The organism is Streptomyces sp. NPDC111656, assembly GCF_055656965.1.
Map to the genome: position 1 here is coordinate 81857 of NZ_JBVKCA010000006.1, position 18630 is coordinate 100486.

The 18630-nt window shown below is 70.6% G+C and carries 17 protein-coding genes; 5 read left to right on the forward strand and 12 right to left on the reverse strand.

What is annotated here, in order from left to right; all coding sequences use genetic code 11:
- Window positions 1–247: 247 nt before the first annotated feature.
- Window positions 248–1321 carry a lytic polysaccharide monooxygenase auxiliary activity family 9 protein gene (locus ACZ7M3_RS19335; RefSeq protein WP_472064678.1) on the reverse strand — a complete coding sequence of 358 codons (1074 nt, stop codon included), beginning with the start codon at window positions 1319–1321 and terminating at the stop codon, window positions 248–250.
- 170 nt (window positions 1322–1491) lie between these two features.
- Here ACZ7M3_RS19335 and ACZ7M3_RS19340 point away from each other — a divergent pair, with 170 nt between their 5' ends.
- Entirely contained in the window at window positions 1492–1953 is a 462-nt protein-coding gene (locus ACZ7M3_RS19340) for a GNAT family N-acetyltransferase (RefSeq protein ID WP_472064680.1), read from the forward strand.
- Window positions 1954–2005: 52 nt separating this feature from the next.
- Here ACZ7M3_RS19340 and ACZ7M3_RS19345 read toward each other — a convergent pair whose 3' ends face one another.
- Entirely contained in the window at window positions 2006–2140 is a 135-nt protein-coding gene (locus ACZ7M3_RS19345; protein WP_472064682.1) for a hypothetical protein, read from the reverse strand.
- Between the two features lie 238 nt (window positions 2141–2378).
- Between ACZ7M3_RS19345 and ACZ7M3_RS19350 the strand changes: the two genes are divergently transcribed.
- Complete coding sequence (locus ACZ7M3_RS19350) at window positions 2379–2975, forward strand: class I SAM-dependent methyltransferase (protein ID WP_472064684.1); 597 nt, start codon at window positions 2379–2381, stop codon at window positions 2973–2975.
- A gap of 49 nt (window positions 2976–3024) precedes the next feature.
- On the opposite strand, the gene ACZ7M3_RS19355 is transcribed toward ACZ7M3_RS19350, so the two are convergent.
- Both ACZ7M3_RS19355 and ACZ7M3_RS19360 read right to left on the reverse strand, forming a co-directional pair.
- Window positions 3025–3525: a ribonuclease FAU-1 family protein gene (locus ACZ7M3_RS19355; protein ID WP_472064686.1), complete on the reverse strand. Its 501-nt coding sequence runs from the start codon at window positions 3523–3525 to the stop codon at window positions 3025–3027.
- A complete protein-coding gene (locus ACZ7M3_RS19360; RefSeq protein ID WP_472064688.1) occupies window positions 3506–4435 on the reverse strand; it encodes a GNAT family N-acetyltransferase in 930 nt (309 codons plus the stop codon). The genes ACZ7M3_RS19355 and ACZ7M3_RS19360 overlap by 20 nt, the downstream gene beginning before the upstream one ends.
- A 71-nt stretch (window positions 4436–4506) precedes the next feature.
- Between ACZ7M3_RS19360 and ACZ7M3_RS19365 the strand changes: the two genes are divergently transcribed.
- Window positions 4507–4875 carry a GntR family transcriptional regulator gene (locus ACZ7M3_RS19365; protein ID WP_177324034.1) on the forward strand — a complete coding sequence of 123 codons (369 nt, stop codon included), beginning with the start codon at window positions 4507–4509 and terminating at the stop codon, window positions 4873–4875.
- On the opposite strand, the gene ACZ7M3_RS19370 is transcribed toward ACZ7M3_RS19365, so the two are convergent.
- Together ACZ7M3_RS19370 and ACZ7M3_RS19375 are read right to left on the reverse strand one after the other, a co-directional pair.
- The gene (locus tag ACZ7M3_RS19370) at window positions 4872–5636 is read right to left on the reverse strand and encodes a DUF72 domain-containing protein (protein WP_472064690.1); all 765 of its coding nucleotides are present in this window, start codon (window positions 5634–5636) and stop codon (window positions 4872–4874) included. The two genes, ACZ7M3_RS19365 and ACZ7M3_RS19370, sit on opposite strands and share 4 nt — an antisense overlap.
- Window positions 5637–5671: 35 nt before the next feature.
- The gene (locus ACZ7M3_RS19375) at window positions 5672–6766 is read right to left on the reverse strand and encodes a DUF5925 domain-containing protein (protein ID WP_054231066.1); all 1095 of its coding nucleotides are present in this window, start codon (window positions 6764–6766) and stop codon (window positions 5672–5674) included.
- Between the two features lie 158 nt (window positions 6767–6924).
- Between ACZ7M3_RS19375 and ACZ7M3_RS19380 the strand changes: the two genes are divergently transcribed.
- Window positions 6925–8346, forward strand: coding sequence for a GH39 family glycosyl hydrolase (locus ACZ7M3_RS19380; protein WP_472064692.1), 1422 nt, complete (start codon window positions 6925–6927; stop codon window positions 8344–8346).
- 52 nt (window positions 8347–8398) lie between these two features.
- On the opposite strand, the gene ACZ7M3_RS19385 is transcribed toward ACZ7M3_RS19380, so the two are convergent.
- The 5 genes from ACZ7M3_RS19385 to ACZ7M3_RS19405 form a co-directional block, all read right to left on the reverse strand.
- Window positions 8399–12265: a lipopolysaccharide biosynthesis protein gene (locus ACZ7M3_RS19385; RefSeq protein ID WP_472064694.1), complete on the reverse strand. Its 3867-nt coding sequence runs from the start codon at window positions 12263–12265 to the stop codon at window positions 8399–8401.
- Entirely contained in the window at window positions 12258–13058 is an 801-nt protein-coding gene (locus tag ACZ7M3_RS19390) for a polysaccharide deacetylase family protein (RefSeq protein WP_472064696.1), read from the reverse strand. The genes ACZ7M3_RS19385 and ACZ7M3_RS19390 overlap by 8 nt, the downstream gene beginning before the upstream one ends.
- Window positions 13055–14098 (reverse strand): glycosyltransferase family 2 protein, encoded by a 1044-nt coding sequence (locus tag ACZ7M3_RS19395; RefSeq protein WP_472064698.1) that lies wholly within the window; start codon window positions 14096–14098, stop codon window positions 13055–13057. Before ACZ7M3_RS19395 ends, ACZ7M3_RS19390 begins: the two co-directional genes overlap by 4 nt.
- A complete protein-coding gene (locus ACZ7M3_RS19400) occupies window positions 14095–14913 on the reverse strand; it encodes a glycosyltransferase family 2 protein (RefSeq protein ID WP_472064700.1) in 819 nt (272 codons plus the stop codon). Before ACZ7M3_RS19400 ends, ACZ7M3_RS19395 begins: the two co-directional genes overlap by 4 nt.
- Before the next feature lie 412 nt (window positions 14914–15325).
- A complete protein-coding gene (locus tag ACZ7M3_RS19405) occupies window positions 15326–15661 on the reverse strand; it encodes a hypothetical protein (RefSeq protein WP_315904397.1) in 336 nt (111 codons plus the stop codon).
- A gap of 492 nt (window positions 15662–16153) precedes the next feature.
- Between ACZ7M3_RS19405 and ACZ7M3_RS19410 the strand changes: the two genes are divergently transcribed.
- Window positions 16154–16960, forward strand: coding sequence for an SGNH/GDSL hydrolase family protein (locus ACZ7M3_RS19410; RefSeq protein ID WP_472064702.1), 807 nt, complete (start codon window positions 16154–16156; stop codon window positions 16958–16960).
- Between the two features lie 7 nt (window positions 16961–16967).
- Here ACZ7M3_RS19410 and ACZ7M3_RS19415 read toward each other — a convergent pair whose 3' ends face one another.
- Window positions 16968–18626, reverse strand: coding sequence for a serine/threonine-protein kinase (locus tag ACZ7M3_RS19415; RefSeq protein WP_472064704.1), 1659 nt, complete (start codon window positions 18624–18626; stop codon window positions 16968–16970).
- Window positions 18627–18630 lie beyond the last annotated feature (4 nt).

Below are 18630 nucleotides of genomic sequence, written 5' to 3' on the forward strand. Positions count from 1 at the left end.
CCTGTCCGACCTGAGCCGCCGGACAGGCCCCGGAGTGCACCGGGAATGTGACGACAGGGCCTAGGGCCTGTCCGGCGGATCATGCCGCAGACGCGGGGCTTGGCACGCCCATCTGCGGCGTTGTCGTCGGTTGCCGACGCTCCGCGTCGTCGCCCTCCTCCGCCTTGCAGCTGGACGCACCAAGCCCCGCTCACCAGCGTCGATGAAGCACCGCCCGTTTCCTGCGACTTGATCCACCGGACAGGCCCTAGCGACCGCGTCGGCCGTCGCGCGGCGCGCGGCGGCGGACCGAGGAGAACAGCGCCGCCGCGCCCAGCGCCAGCGCGCTCGCCCCGCCGATCGCGAGATAGGGGCTGGAGGAGTCACCGCCGGTCTCGGCGAGGTGCCGCTCCGAGACACCCGCGGCCTCGGGCCGGTCGGCGGAGCCGCCGGGAGCGGCGTCGGAGGTGTTCGTGTCGGCCGCCGGAGTGGCCGTGCCGTCGTGGTGGTCGTGCCGCACCGTCGACTTGTCGGCACCGTCGGCCATCTGCTGCTCGGAGGGCGCGGAAGCGGTGGGTGCCGGGGTGGTCGGCGCGGGGGTGGTACCGCTTCCGGTACTCCCCGTGCCCGTATTACTTCCGCTGCCCGTACCGCTGTTGCCCGTACTGCCGCCACTGGCACCGGCGTTGCCGGAACCTCCGCCACCGAAGGTGACGTCCGAGCAGGAGTAGAACGCCTCCGGACTGTCCGAGCGCTGCCAGATCGCGTAGAGGAGCTGTCTGCCCGAGCGCTGCGGCAGGGTGCCGGAGAAGGTGTAGTAGCCGTTCGTCGCGGACGGGTCGGTCTTCGTGGCGACCGGGTGAGCCAGGTCCAGATCGGCCCAGGCCAACGGCTTGGACGGGTCGTAGCCAGCCTTGGTGATGTAGACGTCGAAGGTCCCCTTGTGCGGGGCCGTCACCCGGTACTTGAACGTGTACGCGCCGCCGCTCACGCGCGTCGTCGGCCAGTCGGCGCGGGCCAGGTCCAGGCCCTTGAACTCGTCGTTGCCCGCGCTGCACAGCTTCCCGTCGGGGATGAGCCGCTGATGTCCGCCGTTCGCGTCGCCGATCCGGATGCCGTTCCAGTCGTACAGCGCCTGGGTGCCGCCGGCCGCGACGGCCGCCTTGCAGGCGCCGGATTTCGGGCTCTCGGGATTCTCCGCGTAGCACTGCAAGACCCGGCTGACCGGGTCGCCCATCGTGCCGTGCGCGACGGCGGGCGCCGCGGCGAGCGCGGTCAGGGCGACCGGGGCGACACCGACACCGACGGCGACTGCGACGGCGGCCTTGCGGCGAGCGGGCATGGGGGACTCCTCGAAGCGGACCTTCGGGCGTACGGCGGACCCCGTGGGGGGTGATCAGCAAGCTAGCCCGAAGAAACCGCGGAATCGCCTGTTGGAGGCGGGTGAGGGAGATCCTTATGGTCGGCTTAAGGGAGTGCTGAGCCTGCGCTCAGGTAGCTACCGTTTCGGCCATGACAGATGCCCCGAACGAACCGGAGATCCGCCCGGCCGTCGCCGCCGACGTGGCCGCCGTGAAAGCGGTGACCGACGCCGCGTACCGCCACTACATCGAGCGCATCGGGGTGGTGCCGAAGCCCATGGAGGCGGACCACGCGGCGAACGTGGCCGCGGGGCGGGTGTTCGTCACAGGGGAACCCGTGAGGGGCCTCGTGGTGATCGAGGCGCGCGAGGACCATCTCTTCCTCGACAGCATCGCCGTCCACCCCGACGCCCATGGCGAGGGCGTCGGGCGACGGCTGCTGGCGTTCGTGGACGCACACGCGCGTGCGCTCGGGCTGTCCGAGGTCAGGCTCTACACGAACGCGATGATGTGGGAGAACCAGAAGATCTACCCGAAGTACGGGTACGAGGTCGTGGAGCGCCGCGTGGACGGCCGGTACGACCGGATCCACTACCGCAAGCGGCTCGACTGACACTTTCCGCGCTGGGGCGTGTCTCAGTGCCGGGGCGCGCGGCCCGGGCCGCTCACTCGTCCGGCCACCACGTGCGGTGGATGTCCTTGCGGACCTCCGGACGCTCGGCCGGGCGCTCGTCGGCCTCGTCCCGCACTCGGCGGGACTCCGACTTCCTCAGGGGCTTCTGCACGGTCACACGGCGCATGGCTGCCTCCTTTGCCTACCGGGATCCGCGGTTGTACGGAGGTAGACCCTTTCCGCGAGAGTTGCTCATCAGTCCGGATCTGTCTGTGGCGGCTGTCACGATTCGACTGTCAGTGGTGGGTGTCACCCTGGGGCACATGACGGGTTACAACGAAATGAATCCAGGTCAGAGCGGTGTCAAACCTTGTCCGAGCGAGGTGGGGCCGGAGCTCGGCGGCGCGGGCGGGGATGCGGAGGCGGTGGCCGACACGGACCGGGTGGACTGGGACGCCGAGGCCGACACCTTCGACGACGAACCGGACCACGGGCTGCGCGACGCCGTCGTGCGGGAGGCCTGGGCGGAGCGGCTGCGCGCCTGGCTGCCCGAGACCCCGTCCGACCTGCTCGACCTCGGCTGCGGCACCGGCAGCCTGGCGCTCCTCGCGGCCGAGCGGGGCCACCACGTCACCGGGATCGACCGCGCGCCACGCATGGTCGACCTGGCCCGCGCCAAGCTCGCCGGACGTGACGCGGTGTTCCTCGTCGGTGACGCGACGGCACCGCCCGTCGGCGAGCAGCGGTTCGACGTCGTGCTCGTGCGACACGTCCTGTGGGCGCTGCCCGACCCCGGGCGCGTCCTGCGGCACTGGCGCGGGCTGCTGCGCCCCGGAGGGCGGCTCGTCCTGGTCGAGGGGGTGTGGGGGACGCTGAGCCCCGCCGGCATACCCGCGGACCGACTGGCCGCCCTGCTGGAACCCCTGACCTCGGTCCTCCGGGTGGAGCGGCTGTCCGACGACCCGCGGCTGTGGGGGCGCGAGGTGGCGGACGAGCGGTACGCGGTGGTGGCCCACGTCTGACCACCGGGTGCTCGGCGGCCACCGAGCGGGTGTCCGCCGGGTACCGGCCCTAGCCGAGCAGGGCCTCGAAGTCGCCCTCTCGGGCCAGGAGTTCGAGTGTGTCGAGGGCGTTCTGCGCGGCGGTCGCGGCCCGCGGATCGGTCGTCGCGAGGCCGCTCGCCGCGAACTCGTCCTCGTCCAGGCGCAGTACGTCCGTGCCGTCCGCGGAGCGCCACAGGTCCAGGTCGAGGTCCTCGACGACCAGTTCGCCGCCGGAGAGGGTGGCCGGGCGGGTGATGTCGCAGTACCAGCCCTTCCGCACGCCCTCGGCGTCCCGGACCTCCTTGACCGCGTACCAGCGGTCCCGCCAGTAGTGCTCGGTGAAGACATCGCCCGGCTCGAACCGTACGAAGCCGAAGTCGCGGACGCCCTCGCCCGCCCACGGCGCGCGCACGGTGACGCGGTTGCCGTCGTCGGCGAGCAGTTCGGCAGGGTAACGGATCTTCGTACGACCGGACTTGACGAGGACGACCTCCACGGTGCGAGGTGCGTCAGGCGAGTTCGCGGACATACCGCACCTCCGTTCCGCAGATCTCGTAGCCGAACCACTTGTTGACCGCGATCATCGGTTCGTTGCCGGCGTCGTTGCCCGTGAACGCCTCCGTGTACCCGGCGGCGCGGGCACGGTGCAGCGAGTCGTTCTTCGCGAGCTTGGCGAGGCCGCGACCACGGAACGCGGCGGCGGTGCCCGTCATCACGGTGCCGTAGCGGGTGCCGCCGTCCGTGCGGGCCGCGCTGAACGCCACCGGGCGGCCGTCGACGAGCGCGACCGTGGTCAGCTCGGCGTTGAACAGGGGGTGGTGCCAGGTCTCCTGGAGCCAGGCCTGGTAGTCCGTGAACTCGTGGGGGATGTCGCTGGGTTCGTCCGCCATCGTCTCCGCGTCCAGGGCGAACAGGGGGCGCGGGTCGTCGGCGAAGTCCGAGCCCTTGCGCAGTTCGACGCCCGGCGGCGGGCTCTGGAGCGCCGGCAGGGTGCTGCCCGCCAGATCGAGGCGGAGGAAGTGGGCGGAGCGGCTCGCGTGGTAGCCGTGCTTCTCGGCGAACGCGCGGTTGCCCGGCTCGTCCAGGACCCAGGCGAAGAGCTTGGTCGCGCCCAGAGCCGCCAGGTGCCCCTCGGCGGTGCGCACCAGGAGGGAGCCCGCGCCCCGGCGGGTGCGGTCGGGGTCGACGTACACGTTGAGGTAGCCCTGATTCGGCTCCGCGCTGTCGTGCGCGATGCCGACCTGGGCCGTGCCGATCGGTTCGCCGTCCTGCTCCGCGAGCAGCGGGCGGTAGTGGGCGTCGGGGTGCGCGTGCGTGACGTCGTACGCGATGGATTCGGGGGTGTACAGCACGAAGGGGAGGGCGCGGTTTCGGATGTGGGCGAAGCCCTCGGTGTGCCGTCGGTCGTCCGGGCGGACGTCGCTGATGATCACAGTCATGGAGTCGAACGCTACGCGCGAGGTGTGTTCGAGTGCCTCTCATTTTCCGTTCCGTACGGGACAATCGCTGCGTGACGTTGAAGATCCACATCGATGAGGGGGCCGCGCCCTACGAACAGGTGCGTGCCCAGATCTCCGAGCAGGCGCGGTCCGGCGCGCTACCGGTCGGCTACAAGCTGCCCACCGTGCGGGGGCTGGCCGAGGAACTCGGCCTCGCCGCCAACACGGTCGCCAAGGCCTACCGGGCGCTGGAGTCGGACGGGGTGATCGAGACGCGCGGCCGCAACGGGACGTTCGTCGCCGCAGCGGGCTCGGCGGCGGAGCGCGAAGCGGCGTCGGCCGCACAGGCGTACGCCGAGCGCGTGCACCGCCTCGGCCTCTCCGAGTCCGCCGCGCTGGACGCCGTACGGGATGCCCTGCGGGCGGCCTACGGGGACTAGGACCTGTCGTCCGGTGTGCGGGTCACCGGCAGGCCTGTTGTTCTTGCCGCGTGGGCGAAGGCCACCGAGTCGTGGATCGCCGCCGCGTTCGGGTCGTTGTTGAAGTACGCGTACACGTCGTGGTCGTCGGGCCAGGTGTCCGTGACGCGCCGTACCCAGGTCGTCAGGGACTGCCGGCCGTAGCGCGGCCACGGCTGGGCGCGGCCCTCGTGGAAGCGGACGTAGCCCCAGTCGGTGGTCCGCCACAGGGGTGTCACGGGGCGGGCCAGCACATCGGCCCAGCAGAGGGCGGCGCCCCGTGACTCGAGCACCTTGCGCACCTCCGGTGTCCACCAGGAGTCGTGGCGCGGTTCGACCGCGACCCGGACGCCGGCGGGGAAGCGCCCCAGGCACTCGTCGAGAAGGGCGGGGTCGGCGTGCAGCGTGGGCGGGAGCTGGAGCAGGACCGGGCCCAGGCGGTCGCCGAGCCCGGCGGCGTGGCTCAGCAGCCGGTCGACCGGCTCCGCCGGGTCGCGCAGCCGTTTGATGTGCGTCAGATAGCGGCTCGCCTTGAGGGCGACGACGAAGTCGGGCGGGGTGCGCTCCCGCCAGCTCTCGAAGGTCTCCCGCGACGGAAGCCGATAGAACGCGTTGTTGATCTCGACCGTGGCGAACCGTGCCGCGTACTCCTCCAGCCACAGCCGCATCGGCACCCCGTCCGGGTACAGGACGCCGCGCCAGTCCTTGTACTGCCACCCCGACGTGCCGACGAACAGGGTCATACGACCATCAAAGCATCGGACGCAGTGCCGGGCAGCTACAGATACAGCCCCGCGTCCGCGCCCTCCCGCTGGTCCGGCACCGACGTCGGCGTCGTGCCCCGGCGCAGCGCGTACAGCTCGGCCAGGGTCGCGCCGTCGCGGCCGACGCCCTCCTCCGTGCCCAGCCAGCTCACCGCCTCCGGGCGGGTCAGCGCGCCGACCTCGATCCGGGCGAGGCAGCGGCCGGGGCGGACCACGGCGGGATGGAGGCGCTCGAGGTCCTCGTTGGTCGTGACGCCCACGAGCACGTTGCGGCCCTGGCCGAGGAGGCCGTCGGTGAGGTTGAGCAACCGCGAGAGCGCCTGGCCCGCGGTGTGCTTGGCCTCGCCGCGGATCAGCTCGTCGCAGTCCTCGAGCAGGAGCAGCCGCCAGCGGCCCTTGCCCGTGCCGTCCTCCTCGCCGATCGCGATGTCCATCAGATAGCCGACGTCGGAGAAGAGCCGCTCCGGGTCGAGGACACAGTCCACCTGGCACCAGTCGCGCCAGGAACGGGCCAGGGTGCGCAGGGCCGAGGTCTTGCCCGTGCCGGGCGGGCCGTGCAGCAGCAACAGCCGGCCCGCGATGTCCTCGGGCGTCGTCTTCATCAGCCGGTCCATGGCGTCCGCCACCGGTCCGGTGTAGTTCGACCGCACCTCCTCCCACGTACCCGCGGAGATCTGCCGGGTGGTGCGGTGCGGGCCGCGGCGCGGGGAGACGTACCAGAACCCCATCGTCACGTTCTCCGGCTGGGGTTCGGGTTCGTCCGCCGCGCCGTCCGTCGCCTGGTCGAGGATCTTGGCGGCCAGTTCGGTGCTGGTCGCGGTGACCGTGACGTCGGCGCCGCGGTTCCAGCGGGACACCAGCAGGGTCCAGCCGTCGCCCTCGGCGAGCGTGGCGCTGCGGTCGTCGTCGCGGGCCGAGCGCAGCACGCGGGCGCCCGGCGGGAGGAGCGTCGCCCCGGACCGTACGCGGTCGATGTTCGCCGCGTGCGAGTGCGGCTGCTCGCCCGTCGCGAAGCGGCCGAGGAACAGCGCGTCGACGACATCCGACGGCGAGTCGCTGTCGTCGACGTTGAGCCGGATCGGCAGTGCGTCGTGTGGGTTGGCAGACATGCCGCCATGATCCGTCACGCGGGCGCCCCGTGCACCCGGTTTCCGTGGTGCGTCCTGTGTGTCGGCTGTGTCTGCCCGTATCCCCTCCGTCCTGTTACACGGCTGTGGTCTTACAAGACCTGTCCCGCGGCCGATCCCCGCCGTTACTGTTGCCCTTGATGGGACGTCATGGGTGGAATTCGGGGGCACGGCGGTGGCGGCTCACCGCGCTGCTCGGCGTGGGAGTGGCCGCTCTGGCCCTGGTGGTGACCTTGCTCAACACCCTGCCCGGAGGCGGCGCGAGCACCGCGGGCACCACCCGCGACGGGGACAAGGTGCATGGCACCCCCGTCACCCCGCCCCCAACGCCGCGACCCGAGGTGGGCTGGGGCTTCACCCACACCCAGTACAGCGCCGACCAGGGCAGTGACACGGCCACCCGGCGCGTCGAGGGGCTGCTGGAGAAGCGGTCGGTGCCGCAGATCCAGCACATCATGGGCTGGGGGGCGGGCAACCCCGAACCCTCCAAGGGGCGCTACGACTTCTCCGAGATGGACCGCCGCATCGACTTCATGCGGAAGTCCGGCGGGACCCCGGTCGTCACCCTGTGCTGCTCCCCGGACTGGATGAAGGGCGGCAAGGCCGGCGCGAACAACACGAACTGGAGCCAGGCCGCCCTGGAGACCGCCCCGGACCGCGCCCACTACGCGGACTTCGCCGCGCTCGCCGCGACCGTCGCCAAGCGCTATCCGGACGTCCGTCACTTCATCGTCTGGAACGAGTTCAAGGGCTTCTGGAACGACGGCAAGGCACGCTGGGACTACGAGGGCTACACCGAGCTCTACAACCTCGTCTACAAGGCGCTGAAGAAGGTCAACAAGGACATCCTGGTCGGCGGGCCCTACCTCGTCATGGACAGCGTCGACCCGCGCCAGACGGAGGACGCGTCGACGACCCTGAAAGGCACCTGGGGCACCATGGACCAGCGGGTCCTCGACGCCTTCGACTACTGGAACAAGAACAAGGTGGGCGCCGACTTCGTCGTCGTCGACGGCTCCAGCTACACCAACGACGACGACCTGCTCCCGAACGAGTTCGCGGCCACCGACAAGTTCACCGCCGTCAGCCGGTGGGTGCGCGAGCAGACCCACGGACTGCCGCTGTGGTGGGCCGAGTACTACGTCGAGCCCGCCGACGGCAACGACGAGCGCACGGGCTGGTCCGAGGCCCACCGCGTCGCCGTCCAGGCCGCCGGACTGATCGGCATGGCCCGCGGCGGCGCAACCTCCGGCTTCTACTGGAACCCGGAGAAGGAGAAGGGCACCGACTGCGCGGGCTGCCTGTGGACGCCGACCGACCGTGCCGGCGGCGGCGCGGCCCTGCCCATGCTCGACCTCGTCTCCCGCTTCAGCCGGGCGTTCGCACCCGGCACCACGTACGCGACGGTGTCCGTGGCCCCCGACGACGTACCCAACGTCCGCGTCCTCGCCACCGACAAGGCCGTCCTGGTCGTGAACACCCTGAACCGGTCCATCAACGCGCAGGTGGACGGCAAGCGGTTCGACATGTCGGCCTACGAAGTGAAGTGGCTCACCCGCTGAACCCGTGATCCCGGGTCCGGGTGAGCCACTCCCCGTCTGGCTGGACCTCGTGCTACTTCATGCTCAGGAACCGCTGCACGAGCGAGGCCAGCAGCACCGCCAGCAGCGGCAGCGAGAACCAGAAGCTGCTCTGCAGCCACCGCAGCTGCCGCACGCTCGGCCGCACCGCGACCCGTACGACCTCCCGCGCCGCCAGCATGATGATGAGCGCCACCGCCGCCAGCGCGCCGACGACCGACCACGGTGTCCAGGTGACCAGCGGGCCGATCGGTCCCGGATCGGGCTCGGGCACCTTGCCCGCGGGCTGCTTGCGCAGCGCGTACATCGTCACGTCGTCGTTGACGAGGACCTTCTTCAGGTCCTGCCGGTCGTCGAGGTTGCGGACGAGCCGCGACTCCCAGGTCGCCGAGTAGCCCACGTCCATCTGGAGGTAGACCACCTGGCTGCGGTTGATCATCAGGTACGAGTTCGGGCCGGCGTCCTTGAGCGACTTGACCAGCCCGGACACCAGCACCGGGTCGCTCGGTGCCAGCGTCGGCACGTACTGCACCTTCTCCATGTCCCGGGTGCCCCACGGCATCGCGGGCGTCACGTTGTTGACCGTGTCGTTGCTCAGCCACAGCAGCCGTACGGTCGGCTTGTCATGCGCGTACACGTAGTTCATGGCCGTGACCTCGCCCGGCCGGATCCGCTCGAAGGACTCGTTGCCCCAACGCGCCACCAGGAAGCCGCCCATGAGCAGCAGACCCGCCATGACCGCGGCCAGCGGGGCGAGGCTCACCCGGTCCTTCTCCCGTTCCTTCGCGGTGACGCCGGTGCGCGGGAAGAGGGCGAGGCCGGCCAGCAGCGCCGCCCCCGGCAGGGCGAACATGAAGACCCGCAGGGCCATCTCGCCGCCGTACGACTGCATGCCGAAGCCCAGGAACGGGACGAAGGTCAGGACGATCAGTGACCGCTCGCGGTACTTGTGGTCGCGCCGCCGCCACCAGCCCCAGCAGGCGAAGGCCATCACACCGCCGGCGAGCAGCACACGCGCGTAGAGGACGAGTTTGTGCGTCGAACTGCCGCCCTGGATACGGCCGGAGACGGAGGTCGACACATTGCTGCCGACGCCGCCGACCCCGCCGAACAGGTCGTTGAAATGCCCCGACCAGTACGGCTCGGCCATGAAGCCGATCCAGACGCAGACCAGCACGGCGAACAGGATCGGCAGCCCGCGCAGTTCGCAGCGGCCCGCGAGGACGAGGACCGCGAGCACCCCGAGCATCACGAACGGGGTGAGCTGGTGTGCCGGGACGCTCGCCGCGAACAGGCCGATCAGCACCATGAGGAGCACGGCCCGCTGGCGCCGGTCGGTCGCCTCGACCTCCGCCTCGCCCGGGCGCACCTTCGCCCACAGCACACGCGGCGCCCGGAACCACACCAGGAGGATCGCCACGAAGACGAGGTAGAGGAGGTAGGTGAAGCCCTGTGGGGAGAAGTAGTCCTGGCCCACCCAGCCGCTCAGCACGAAGATCCAGATGCCGGTCCACTTGGCGCGCCAGCTCGCCCGCATCGAACGCACGAGCAGGAACATCGGGGCCAGGTAGAGCAGTTGCATGGTCAGCGGCCACCAGCGGATCACCTCGGTGAGGTCGCTGACACCGCAGGCCTTGGCGACGAACGCGGCCCCCGCGAAGAAGCCCGGCCAGCTCCAGCGGGCGTCCAGGTCGGGTACCGCGGATCCGGTGCGGTCGATGTAGTCGATGAAGCCGAGGTGCTGCCAGGCGGTGGCGAACCGCGGCTCGGTCTCGATGACCGCGGGGAGCGCGTGCAGGGAGATCACGGTGGCGAGCAGGGTGATGAGCAGCAGGCCCCTGTGTTCGCGGTTCATCCAGAGCAGCGAGGCGAAGACCGTGATCAGGAGGGCCGCGCCGATCAGGGTGGGCAGCGGCAGGACGGAGATGAGGCCGAGGCCGCCCATCGTGTCCAGGGAGGCGTCGTCGAGGCCCAGTACCGGGACCCAGTAGAGGAGCAGTGCGGAGATCAGCAGGAAGCCGAGGAGCACGCCGGGTTTGGAAGGGTGTCGTAGGCGTTCGCGGAGGGTTGGTGGGGGTGGGGTCGTGTCGTCTGCCGGCTGTGGGTCGGTGGTGGCTGATCGCGCCCACGCGGCGGAGCCGCTTGATGTCCCGCCCCGCGCCCCTGTCGGGGCGCTGTCCGAACCGTCCGTCTCGAAGGGAGCGTCGACTTCCGGGGCCTCCGCCGGGCCCAGGGAAGCCTCCGAGCCCGGCTCCCGCGCCTCCACCGGCAGACCCACTGAGGGAAGTTGCGGCTTGAGCGCCCAGGTCGGGCGGTGGTCCGGACGTGCCTTGGGTGTGCCCGTGGGTGGGGTGCCGGGGCCCGGGCGGACGTCCGGGCGGCGTTCCTGGTGGTCGAAGTCGACGTGCACGCCGAGGGCGAGGGTGTCGGAGTCGAGGGCCCAGGCGGGCCCCCGCTTCGCCTCGCGCGGCTTGGCCGCGGCCACGTCGCGCGCACCCAGGTCGGCGAGGTCCCCGTCCGGCGCCGCGCCCGCCGGGAGTTCGGCGGGCGGCGCGGACCGTACGATCTTGAACAGCTTGGGCGCGGCGATCGACACGATCACCGCGAGGCTGGAGATCTCCGCGACGCCCGCCCCGGTCAGGCCCATCCGGGGCAGCAGGATCACCGTCAGGCCGAGGACCAGGACGCACAGCAGGCCCTGCAGATAGGCGAGTCCGGACGTGCGGCTCTGGGCACGCAGCACCGCGAAGTACGTCTCCATGACGACCCGCAGCAGCGCGCCGACCGCGAACCAGCGCAGCAGCGGGGTCGCCGCGTGCGCGTAGCCGTCGCCGAAGACGTGCAGGATGAACGGCGCCCCGACGAACAGCAGTCCGCACACCGGCAGCATGATCCGCGCCATGCGCTTGATCGCGGCCCGGGTGTTCGCGGCGAGCCGCGCGGGGTCGTGCGAGCCCTCGACGGTCAGCGAGGCGCCCATGTTGATGGCGAGCAGGTTGACCGTGCCGCCGATCGTCGTGGTGATGTAGAAGTACGCGTTGTCGGAGGAGCTGACCTGCGAGGCGACGATCACCGGCACGAGATAGACCACGGCGAGCGAGAAGAGCGAGCCGGTGTAGTCGCCGGCGAGGAAGCGTCCGACCTCCTTGAGCGTGGGCGGGTTCGCGCGTTCCTCGGTCGCCTTGATGTGCCGGGGGACCAGCCGCCGGAAGACCAGCAGGCCGAGCGGTACCACCGACAGGGCGATCGCGGCGACCCAGGAGACGAAGACACCCGTCGTCGGGATCGCGGCGGCGAGCCCGATCAGCAGTGCCAGCTTCACCGCGGAGAACACGGTGTTGCCCACCGGCACCCAGAGCGCGCTGCGCAGTCCGGTCAGCACGCCGTCCTGCAGGGTCAGCAGCGACCAGGCGACGACCGCCAGGATGAAGCCGAGGCCGTTGAGCGGGCCGTGCAGGAAGCGGTACGAGGGTCCCCATGCGTTCAGCGTCAGCAGGAAGACCACGGCGGCCAGCGCCACGACCACCGAACTTCCCGCGTACGTACGGAAGATGAGGCGTCCGGTGGCGCGGCCCGCGACGGGGATGAAGCGGGCCAGGGCACCGGTCAGGGTCACCGCGGTCAGGCCCGCGAGGAGCTTCATCGCGGCGATCGCGGCGGAGCCCTGGCCGACCGCGGCGTCGGAGTAGTAGCGGGCGGCGACCAGCCAGTAGCCGAGCCCGAGCACCGCGGAGATCCCGGTGTTGAGCATCAGGGCGTAGGCGTTGCGGAAGAGTTGGTTGCCTCCGCCGCCGCCGTCCTTGCGGCCCCGGCCGGGCAGGCGGAGGCGGCGCCCGGTCCGCTGCTCGGGCGCCTCGGCGGTGGGCGATGAAGCCTGGGCTGTGGTCGTCGTGTCAGACACGGGAACGGATGGCCTTCCGGCGGACCTGTCGTGCTCTTCGGACCATGGCGTACCCCTTGGTGAGGGTGCGGTCCCGGACGAAATTGAGGGCGATCGCGCGGCCCTCGACGAGCCGCTCGAACTCCTCGATACCGGTGGTGCGGCGCACGGTCACGCGTTGCAGGGCGTACGGACCCTGGCGGCGGCGCGCCAGGCCGTTGCCGACGGCGAGCGACTGGGCGAAGCCCGTCTCCCGCACCACCTGGCGCACCCGGCGGCTGGAGTAGCCGTAGGGGTACGCGAACGAGGCCGGGCGGCTGCCCAGTTCGTCGGCGATGATCTCCTTGCAGCGCTGCACCTCGAACCGGAGCGCGTCGTCGGAGAGCTGGTCCAGCTGCGGGTGTGTGTGGCTGTGCCCGCCGATCTCGACCTGCTCGGCGGCGAGTTCGCGCACCTGGGCCCAGCTCAGCATGGCGTCGAGGCCGCCTCCGGTGTCGTACGCGCCCTTGATCCACCCCGTGGAGACGAACAGCGTGGCGGCGAAGCCGTGCTTGGCCAGCACGGGCAGCCCGTGCCGGTGCACGCCCTCGTAACCGTCGTCGAAGGTGATCAGCACGGGTCGCTCCGGCAGCGGTCCGCCGGACCGCCAACGCGCCGCCAGCGCCGCCGTGTCGACGGGGGTGAACCCCTGGTCCCCGAGCAGCGCCATCTGCTCGGCGAACGTCTCGGGTCCGACGGACAGTTCACGCGTCGCGTCACTGGGCGCGGCGGCGATGGAGTGGTACATGAGGATGGGTACGGGGGTGTCCTTCACCGGCTCGCACCTCCCTCGTGCACCCGGCCCGCCGCCCTCTCGCGTCCCGGACCGCTCTCGGTCCCGTTCTCGATCTCGGCCACGGTGAACGTGCCACCGCCCCTGCGGGCCCGGACGCTGCCGAGCACGTACCCGCCGGCCGCCGTCAGGACACCGGCCACGATGGCGCCCGCGCGGCCCGCGCCGCCCGGGCGGGCGAGCAGGGCGTCGCGCAGCCCGCGGGCCACCCCGGCGGGCAGGACGCGGGTCGTGTAGCGGCGCTCCGACTCGAGGCCCTTGTCGGCGCCGACGCTCCGGGCGACCAGGGCCTTGGAGAGGCCCTCGGCGTAGGCGCGGGTGCGGAAGTAGGCGAAGTGCTCGCGTGGTTCCGGTACTCGGTGGTGGATGACCGCGCGGTCGTCGATCAGCAGGATCGCGTCCGGGCGGGCGCGGGTGAGGCGGATGCACAGCTCCGTCTCCTCGCAGCCCAGCGGACGCTTGTCACCGTCGCGGCCGATGCCGGTCGCGAAGCCGCCCGCCGCGTCGAACGCCGTACGACGGAAAGAAGCGTTTCCGCCCAGGACGTTGCGGACCTGGACCCGGCCCGGCGGCAGCCCCTTGTACGTGCAGCCCACCACCCAGTCGAACTCCTCGGGGAACCAGGCGGGCCGGCGTCCCGACGCCCAGATCGGCATCGTACGGCCGCCGACGGCCATGACCCGTGGGTCGGCGTATCCCGAGGCGAAGTGGCGCAGCCAGTCGCGCTCGGCCACGGCGTCGTCGTCGAGAAACGCGATGATCGCGCCGTGCGCGACGGCGATCCCGGTGTTGCGGCCCGCGGACAGGCCGCGCGGGCCCGCGTTGGCGAGCACCCGTACCGCGGCGGTCTCCTTGTACTCCCTGCTCAGCCGGTCGAGCAGGGTGGCGTTGTGGTCCACGACGAGGAGCGTCTCCAGGGCGGGCAGCGACTGCGCCCGCACCGAGGAGACCGCCGCGAGGATGTCCTCCCAGCGGTCCTCGGTGTAGACGCAGATCACCACAGAGATGTCGGGACTGCTCAAGACACCTCTCCCTGGCCCGAGTCGAGCTGGGCGGCGTGCGGCCTGCGGCGCAGAGCACGCCGGTTGGAACGCTCACCCATGATCACCTTGAGCACCCGGAACCCGTCCCGCACGGCCCGCAGATTGCTCGTGCCGTGGATGCGGAGATACTCGTGGCTGGGTATCTCCTGCACCTTGAGCCCGGCCTTGACCACCCGGATGTTCATCAGGGTCTCGACCTCGAAGCCGGTGCAGTCGAGTTCGATCTTGTCCAGGCAGTGCCGCCAGAACGCGTTGTAGCCGTAGCAGAGATCGGTGTAGCGGGCGCCGAACTTGGCGTTGACGGCCGCGCACAGCACTCGGTTGCCCAATTTGCGGATCGGTGTCATGTCGGAGGTGCCGCCGCCGTTGGCGAACCGCGAGCCCTTGGCGAAGTCCGCCCCGGACACCAACGCGGACACATACGACACGATCTCGTGGCCGTCGGCCGAGCCGTCCGCGTCGACCATAACGATGATGTCGCCGGTGCACGCCTCGAATCCGGTGATCAGGGCGTCGCCCTTGCCCTTTCCCTGCTGCTCGACGACCTTGACCTCGGGCCACAGTTCACGGGCCACCTCGACGGTGTCGTCGGTGGAATTGCCGTCGACAAGAACCACTTCGTGTATCCAGGCGGGAAGGGTCTTGAAGACGTACGGGAGATTCTCCGCCTCATTCATGGCGGGAATCACGACACTCACCGGTGGCGCGATGGCCAGGTGAGAGGAGATCGGCCGATATTTGCCGGCCATTAACGGATCTTCGCCCGATACGGCTGGGCGCAGGACTGAGCTCATGAGTCTGGTCCCTCTCGTCCGGTGGACCGCCCGCCCCTGGGCGGTCCGGCTTTTAGTCCGGTTCGAAAGGGGGGTTCTCACTTACGGCATGACGAAATGGATCTCCGTGCATGCCGGGTGAGCTGGCAAAGCTGGCCGATTCCGAAGGCGGAAGTCCGAAGACGGAAGCCCGAGGACGGAATTCCGGATGCGGAAACCGGTCGCGCGGCACGACTCGGCACAAGTGTGGTCACCGAGCACGGCACCCCCCTACCGCGCCCCGCGCCGGACCCTCTTCGCGATCTTGAGCCCTCCCCTAGATCGCATGTGCGTGATGGTCCGATGCGGGTGAGTTGTATGACGGTATTGACGATTACGCCCATATGGCAAGTCCTGGAACGACGTCTCACGTTTTTGTTGGTTTGGCCGTTACCTAACGACTCGAACGGATTTTCCCCATCCGCTTGCGCAGTCGCCGTGCCACCACCAGAAGGAGAACAAGAGAGCTGATCGCCGTCACGGCAACGATTCCGCCACGGACCGACCACCGGTGCACCGCCAGCATGCCCTGGGCGACAAGGAGGTCGACGGCGATCGCTCCCGCGACGGACACCACCGTGCGGGCGAAGGGATCCAGCCCGCGCAGCGCGACCCCGATGGCGGCTCCCGGTGCGGCGAGCAGGAAGAAGAGCGTGAACGGGCCGCGCAGGGAAGAGTCCGCGTCGGCGAGCGCGAGTACCGCACCGACCCCCGCGACGGCTACCGCCATGCCCACGAGCAGTGGGACCAGGTCCCTCCCCGGATCCTGTCCCGACCGCTTGTCACTGTCTGATGAAGGTGACTTGATACCTATGGTCTGCATTGGCGACTTTGCCCCCCGAAGCGCCGGATGCCGGGCTTCAATGTCGCGCAGCGGGCTGGGGGCCGTCAAGATGCGGTAGGCGCCCATGGGGGCTTCTTGGCCGACTTCAAACATGTGACGCGAGTGTTCACCGCGTGTTCCCCGGAGACGCCGGTCGCCTCCGGGGAACCGCGCTGTGGGGCGGGCGAGTTGAGGGCCTCGCGGGGCGATCTCCGGCGCGACCCGTATCGGCACACGGCCGTTGGGCAGCCATCTGCGGGCGTGACTAAAGGAGTTGACGCCCCGTCAGCACGACGGGCGACGGCCGCGGGGGGCGAAAAGTCTTGGCATGGACACTTCCTGTCAACACGCGTAGCTGCTACGACAGTTGTGGCAGAGATCCTGCTAAAGGGAGGTTCCATGAGACGTTCCCGAATTACGGCATACGTGACCTCACTCCTCCTCGCCGTCGGCGTCGCCCTCACCGGGGCCGCGACGGCGCAGGCGTCCGGAACCGCCGCGGCCACCGGGTATGTGGCCCTCGGCGACTCCTATTCGTCCGGTGTCGGCGCGGGCAGCTACCTCAGCTCCAGCGGCGACTGCTTGCGCAGCACGAAGGCGTACCCCTACCTCTGGGCCGCCGCCCATTCACCCTCGTCGTTCGAATTCACGGCCTGCTCGGGCGCCCGTACGGGTGATGTCCTGGCGAACCAGTTGGGCCCGCTCAGTTCCTCCACCGGCCTCGTCTCCCTCAGCATCGGCGGCAACGACGCGGGCTTCGCGGACGTCATGACGACGTGCGTGCTCCAGTCCGACAGCGGCTGCCTGTCCCGCATCGCCACCGCCAAGGCATACGTCGACTCCACGCTCCCCGGCCAACTCGACTCCGTCTACTCCGCGATCAGCTCGAAGGCGCCCGCCGCCCATGTCGTCGTCCTCGGCTACCCCAGGTTCTACAAACTGGGCGCGACCTGCCTCGGCCTCTCCGACACCAAGCGCGCCGCGATCAACGGCGCCGCCGACTACCTGGACAGTGCCATCGCCAAGCGCGCCGCCGACCACGGCTTCACCTTCGGCGACGTCAGGAGCACGTTCACCGGTCACGAGCTCTGCTCCGGCAGCGCCTGGCTGCACAGCCTGAACCTGCTGAACATCACCGAGTCGTACCACCCCACCGCGGCCGGCCACTCCGGCGGCTATCTGCCGATCTTCACCTCGGCGGCCTGACCGCCCCTCACGGAGACGTGGAAGCGGAGGCCTCGTCCGACGGGGTCTCCGTCACACACGTCACCGAGAACGGCAGCGAGTTGGACGTCGTCCGGACGGGGCTGCGCACCTCCACGCTGATCTCGTTCTGGAAGATCCCGCTCGCGTTGTACGTCGTCAAGAAGATCGACTTCTGTTTGGTCCTGCCACCGTCCGACGAGAACGACAGGGTCTTCCAGCCCGGGTCGGACACCTCGCCCGTCCTCAACACCCAGCGGTACTGGACGTCCACCGGTACACGGCCCACCGTGAAGGTCGCCGTGAAGGTCGGCGCCTGGGCCTGGGGCGGCGGGCAGGAACCGGAGTAGTCGGTGTGCGCGCCCGCGACCGTCACCTGCACGGACTGGGCCGGCGGTGAACTCGCAGAAGCGCTGCTCGACGGACTGGCCGGGGGCGTGGAGCCGCCCGGTGCGGCCGTGTTGCCCTTGCTGCTGCTCGCGGACGGTGAACTCCCGCCGTCGGAACCGCTCTTGGTGCCACTTCCGCTGCTGCTGTCGTTGCTGCTCCCGCCGCCGTTGTCACGGTTCACCAAGGCGTACGTCAGTCCGCCCAGCGCGAGCGCGAGCGCGATCACGCCCGCGATCACGGCGGCGGCCGCGCGCCGGTTGCGTACGGGCTCCGTGGAGGTGGGGGTGTCGGTGTGCGGCGGATACGGCGTGTAACCCGGCCGCGGTCCCTGCGGAGAGGTCCGGGACGGCTGCAGGGGAGGTCCGAATCCCGGCGGCGGCTGCGCGGGCTGGGAGAACGAGGAGATCGTCGGCGACTGTGCGGTCGGCGACGGCGGTCCCGCGGCCGGGAAGCCGCCCGCGGCGACGAGCCGCAGATCGCTCTCCGCCTGTGCGGCGCTCAGCCGCTCGGCCGGGTCCTTCCTCAGCAGACCCTCGATCACGGGCGCGAGCGGCCCCGCGCGGCGCGGCGGCGGCAGCGGCTCGTCGACGATGGCCCGCAGCGTGCTCAGCGGGGTGTTGTGACGGAAGGGCGAGTTGCCCTCGACCGTCGCGTACAACAGGACGCCGAGCGACCACAGGTCGGACTCGGGCCCGGGCGTACGGCCGAGCGCCCGCTCGGGGGCGAGGAACTCGGGCGAACCGATGACCTCGCCCGTCATCGTCAGCGCCGAACTGCCCTCGACCGTCGCGATACCGAAGTCCGTGAGGACGACCCGGCCCTCGTTCGACAGCAGCACGTTCGCCGGCTTCACATCGCGGTGCAGCACCCCGGCCTCGTGCGCGGCCCGCAGGGCGGAGAGCACCTCGGCGCCGATGTCGGCGGCGCGCTGCGGCGACTGCGGGCCCTCGGAGTCCAGCAGGTCGGACAGGGCGATGCCACGGACGAGTTCCATGACGATCCAGGGGCGGCCGTCCTGCGTCGCCACGTCGTACACCGTCACCACATTGCGGTTCGCGACCCGGGCCGCGGCCCACGCCTCGCGCTCCAGCCGGGCGTACATCCGCTCCACGTCGTGCGCCGGGATCCCGGCGGGCGCACGGACCTCCTTGACGGCGACCTCGCGGTGCAGCACCTCGTCACGGGCGCGCCACACGGTCCCCATACCGCCCTCGCCCAAGGGGGAGAGGAGGCGGTAGCGGCCCGCGATCACACGTTCACTGCCCGGCTCTTCGGACACGGGT

Bases quoted from the DNA above. Each gene is read 5' to 3' on its own strand.
- ACZ7M3_RS19340 (WP_472064680.1), top strand. From the start codon at position 1,492: ATGACAGATGCCCCGAACGAACCGGAGATCCGCCCGGCCGTCGCCGCC.
- ACZ7M3_RS19375 (WP_054231066.1), bottom strand. From the start codon at position 6,766: ATGTCTGCCAACCCACACGACGCACTGCCGATCCGGCTCAACGTCGAC.
- ACZ7M3_RS19405 (WP_315904397.1), bottom strand. From the start codon at position 15,661: ATGGCGGTAGCCGTCGCGGGGGTCGGTGCGGTACTCGCGCTCGCCGAC.
- ACZ7M3_RS19400 (WP_472064700.1), bottom strand. From the start codon at position 14,913: ATGAGCTCAGTCCTGCGCCCAGCCGTATCGGGCGAAGATCCGTTAATG.
- ACZ7M3_RS19335 (WP_472064678.1), bottom strand. From the start codon at position 1,321: ATGCCCGCTCGCCGCAAGGCCGCCGTCGCAGTCGCCGTCGGTGTCGGT.
- ACZ7M3_RS19380 (WP_472064692.1), top strand. From the start codon at position 6,925: ATGGGACGTCATGGGTGGAATTCGGGGGCACGGCGGTGGCGGCTCACC.
- ACZ7M3_RS19370 (WP_472064690.1), bottom strand. From the start codon at position 5,636: ATGACCCTGTTCGTCGGCACGTCGGGGTGGCAGTACAAGGACTGGCGC.
- ACZ7M3_RS19345 (WP_472064682.1), bottom strand. From the start codon at position 2,140: ATGCGCCGTGTGACCGTGCAGAAGCCCCTGAGGAAGTCGGAGTCCCGC.
- ACZ7M3_RS19355 (WP_472064686.1), bottom strand. From the start codon at position 3,525: ATGTCCGCGAACTCGCCTGACGCACCTCGCACCGTGGAGGTCGTCCTC.
- ACZ7M3_RS19410 (WP_472064702.1), top strand. From the start codon at position 16,154: ATGAGACGTTCCCGAATTACGGCATACGTGACCTCACTCCTCCTCGCC.
- ACZ7M3_RS19360 (WP_472064688.1), bottom strand. From the start codon at position 4,435: ATGACTGTGATCATCAGCGACGTCCGCCCGGACGACCGACGGCACACC.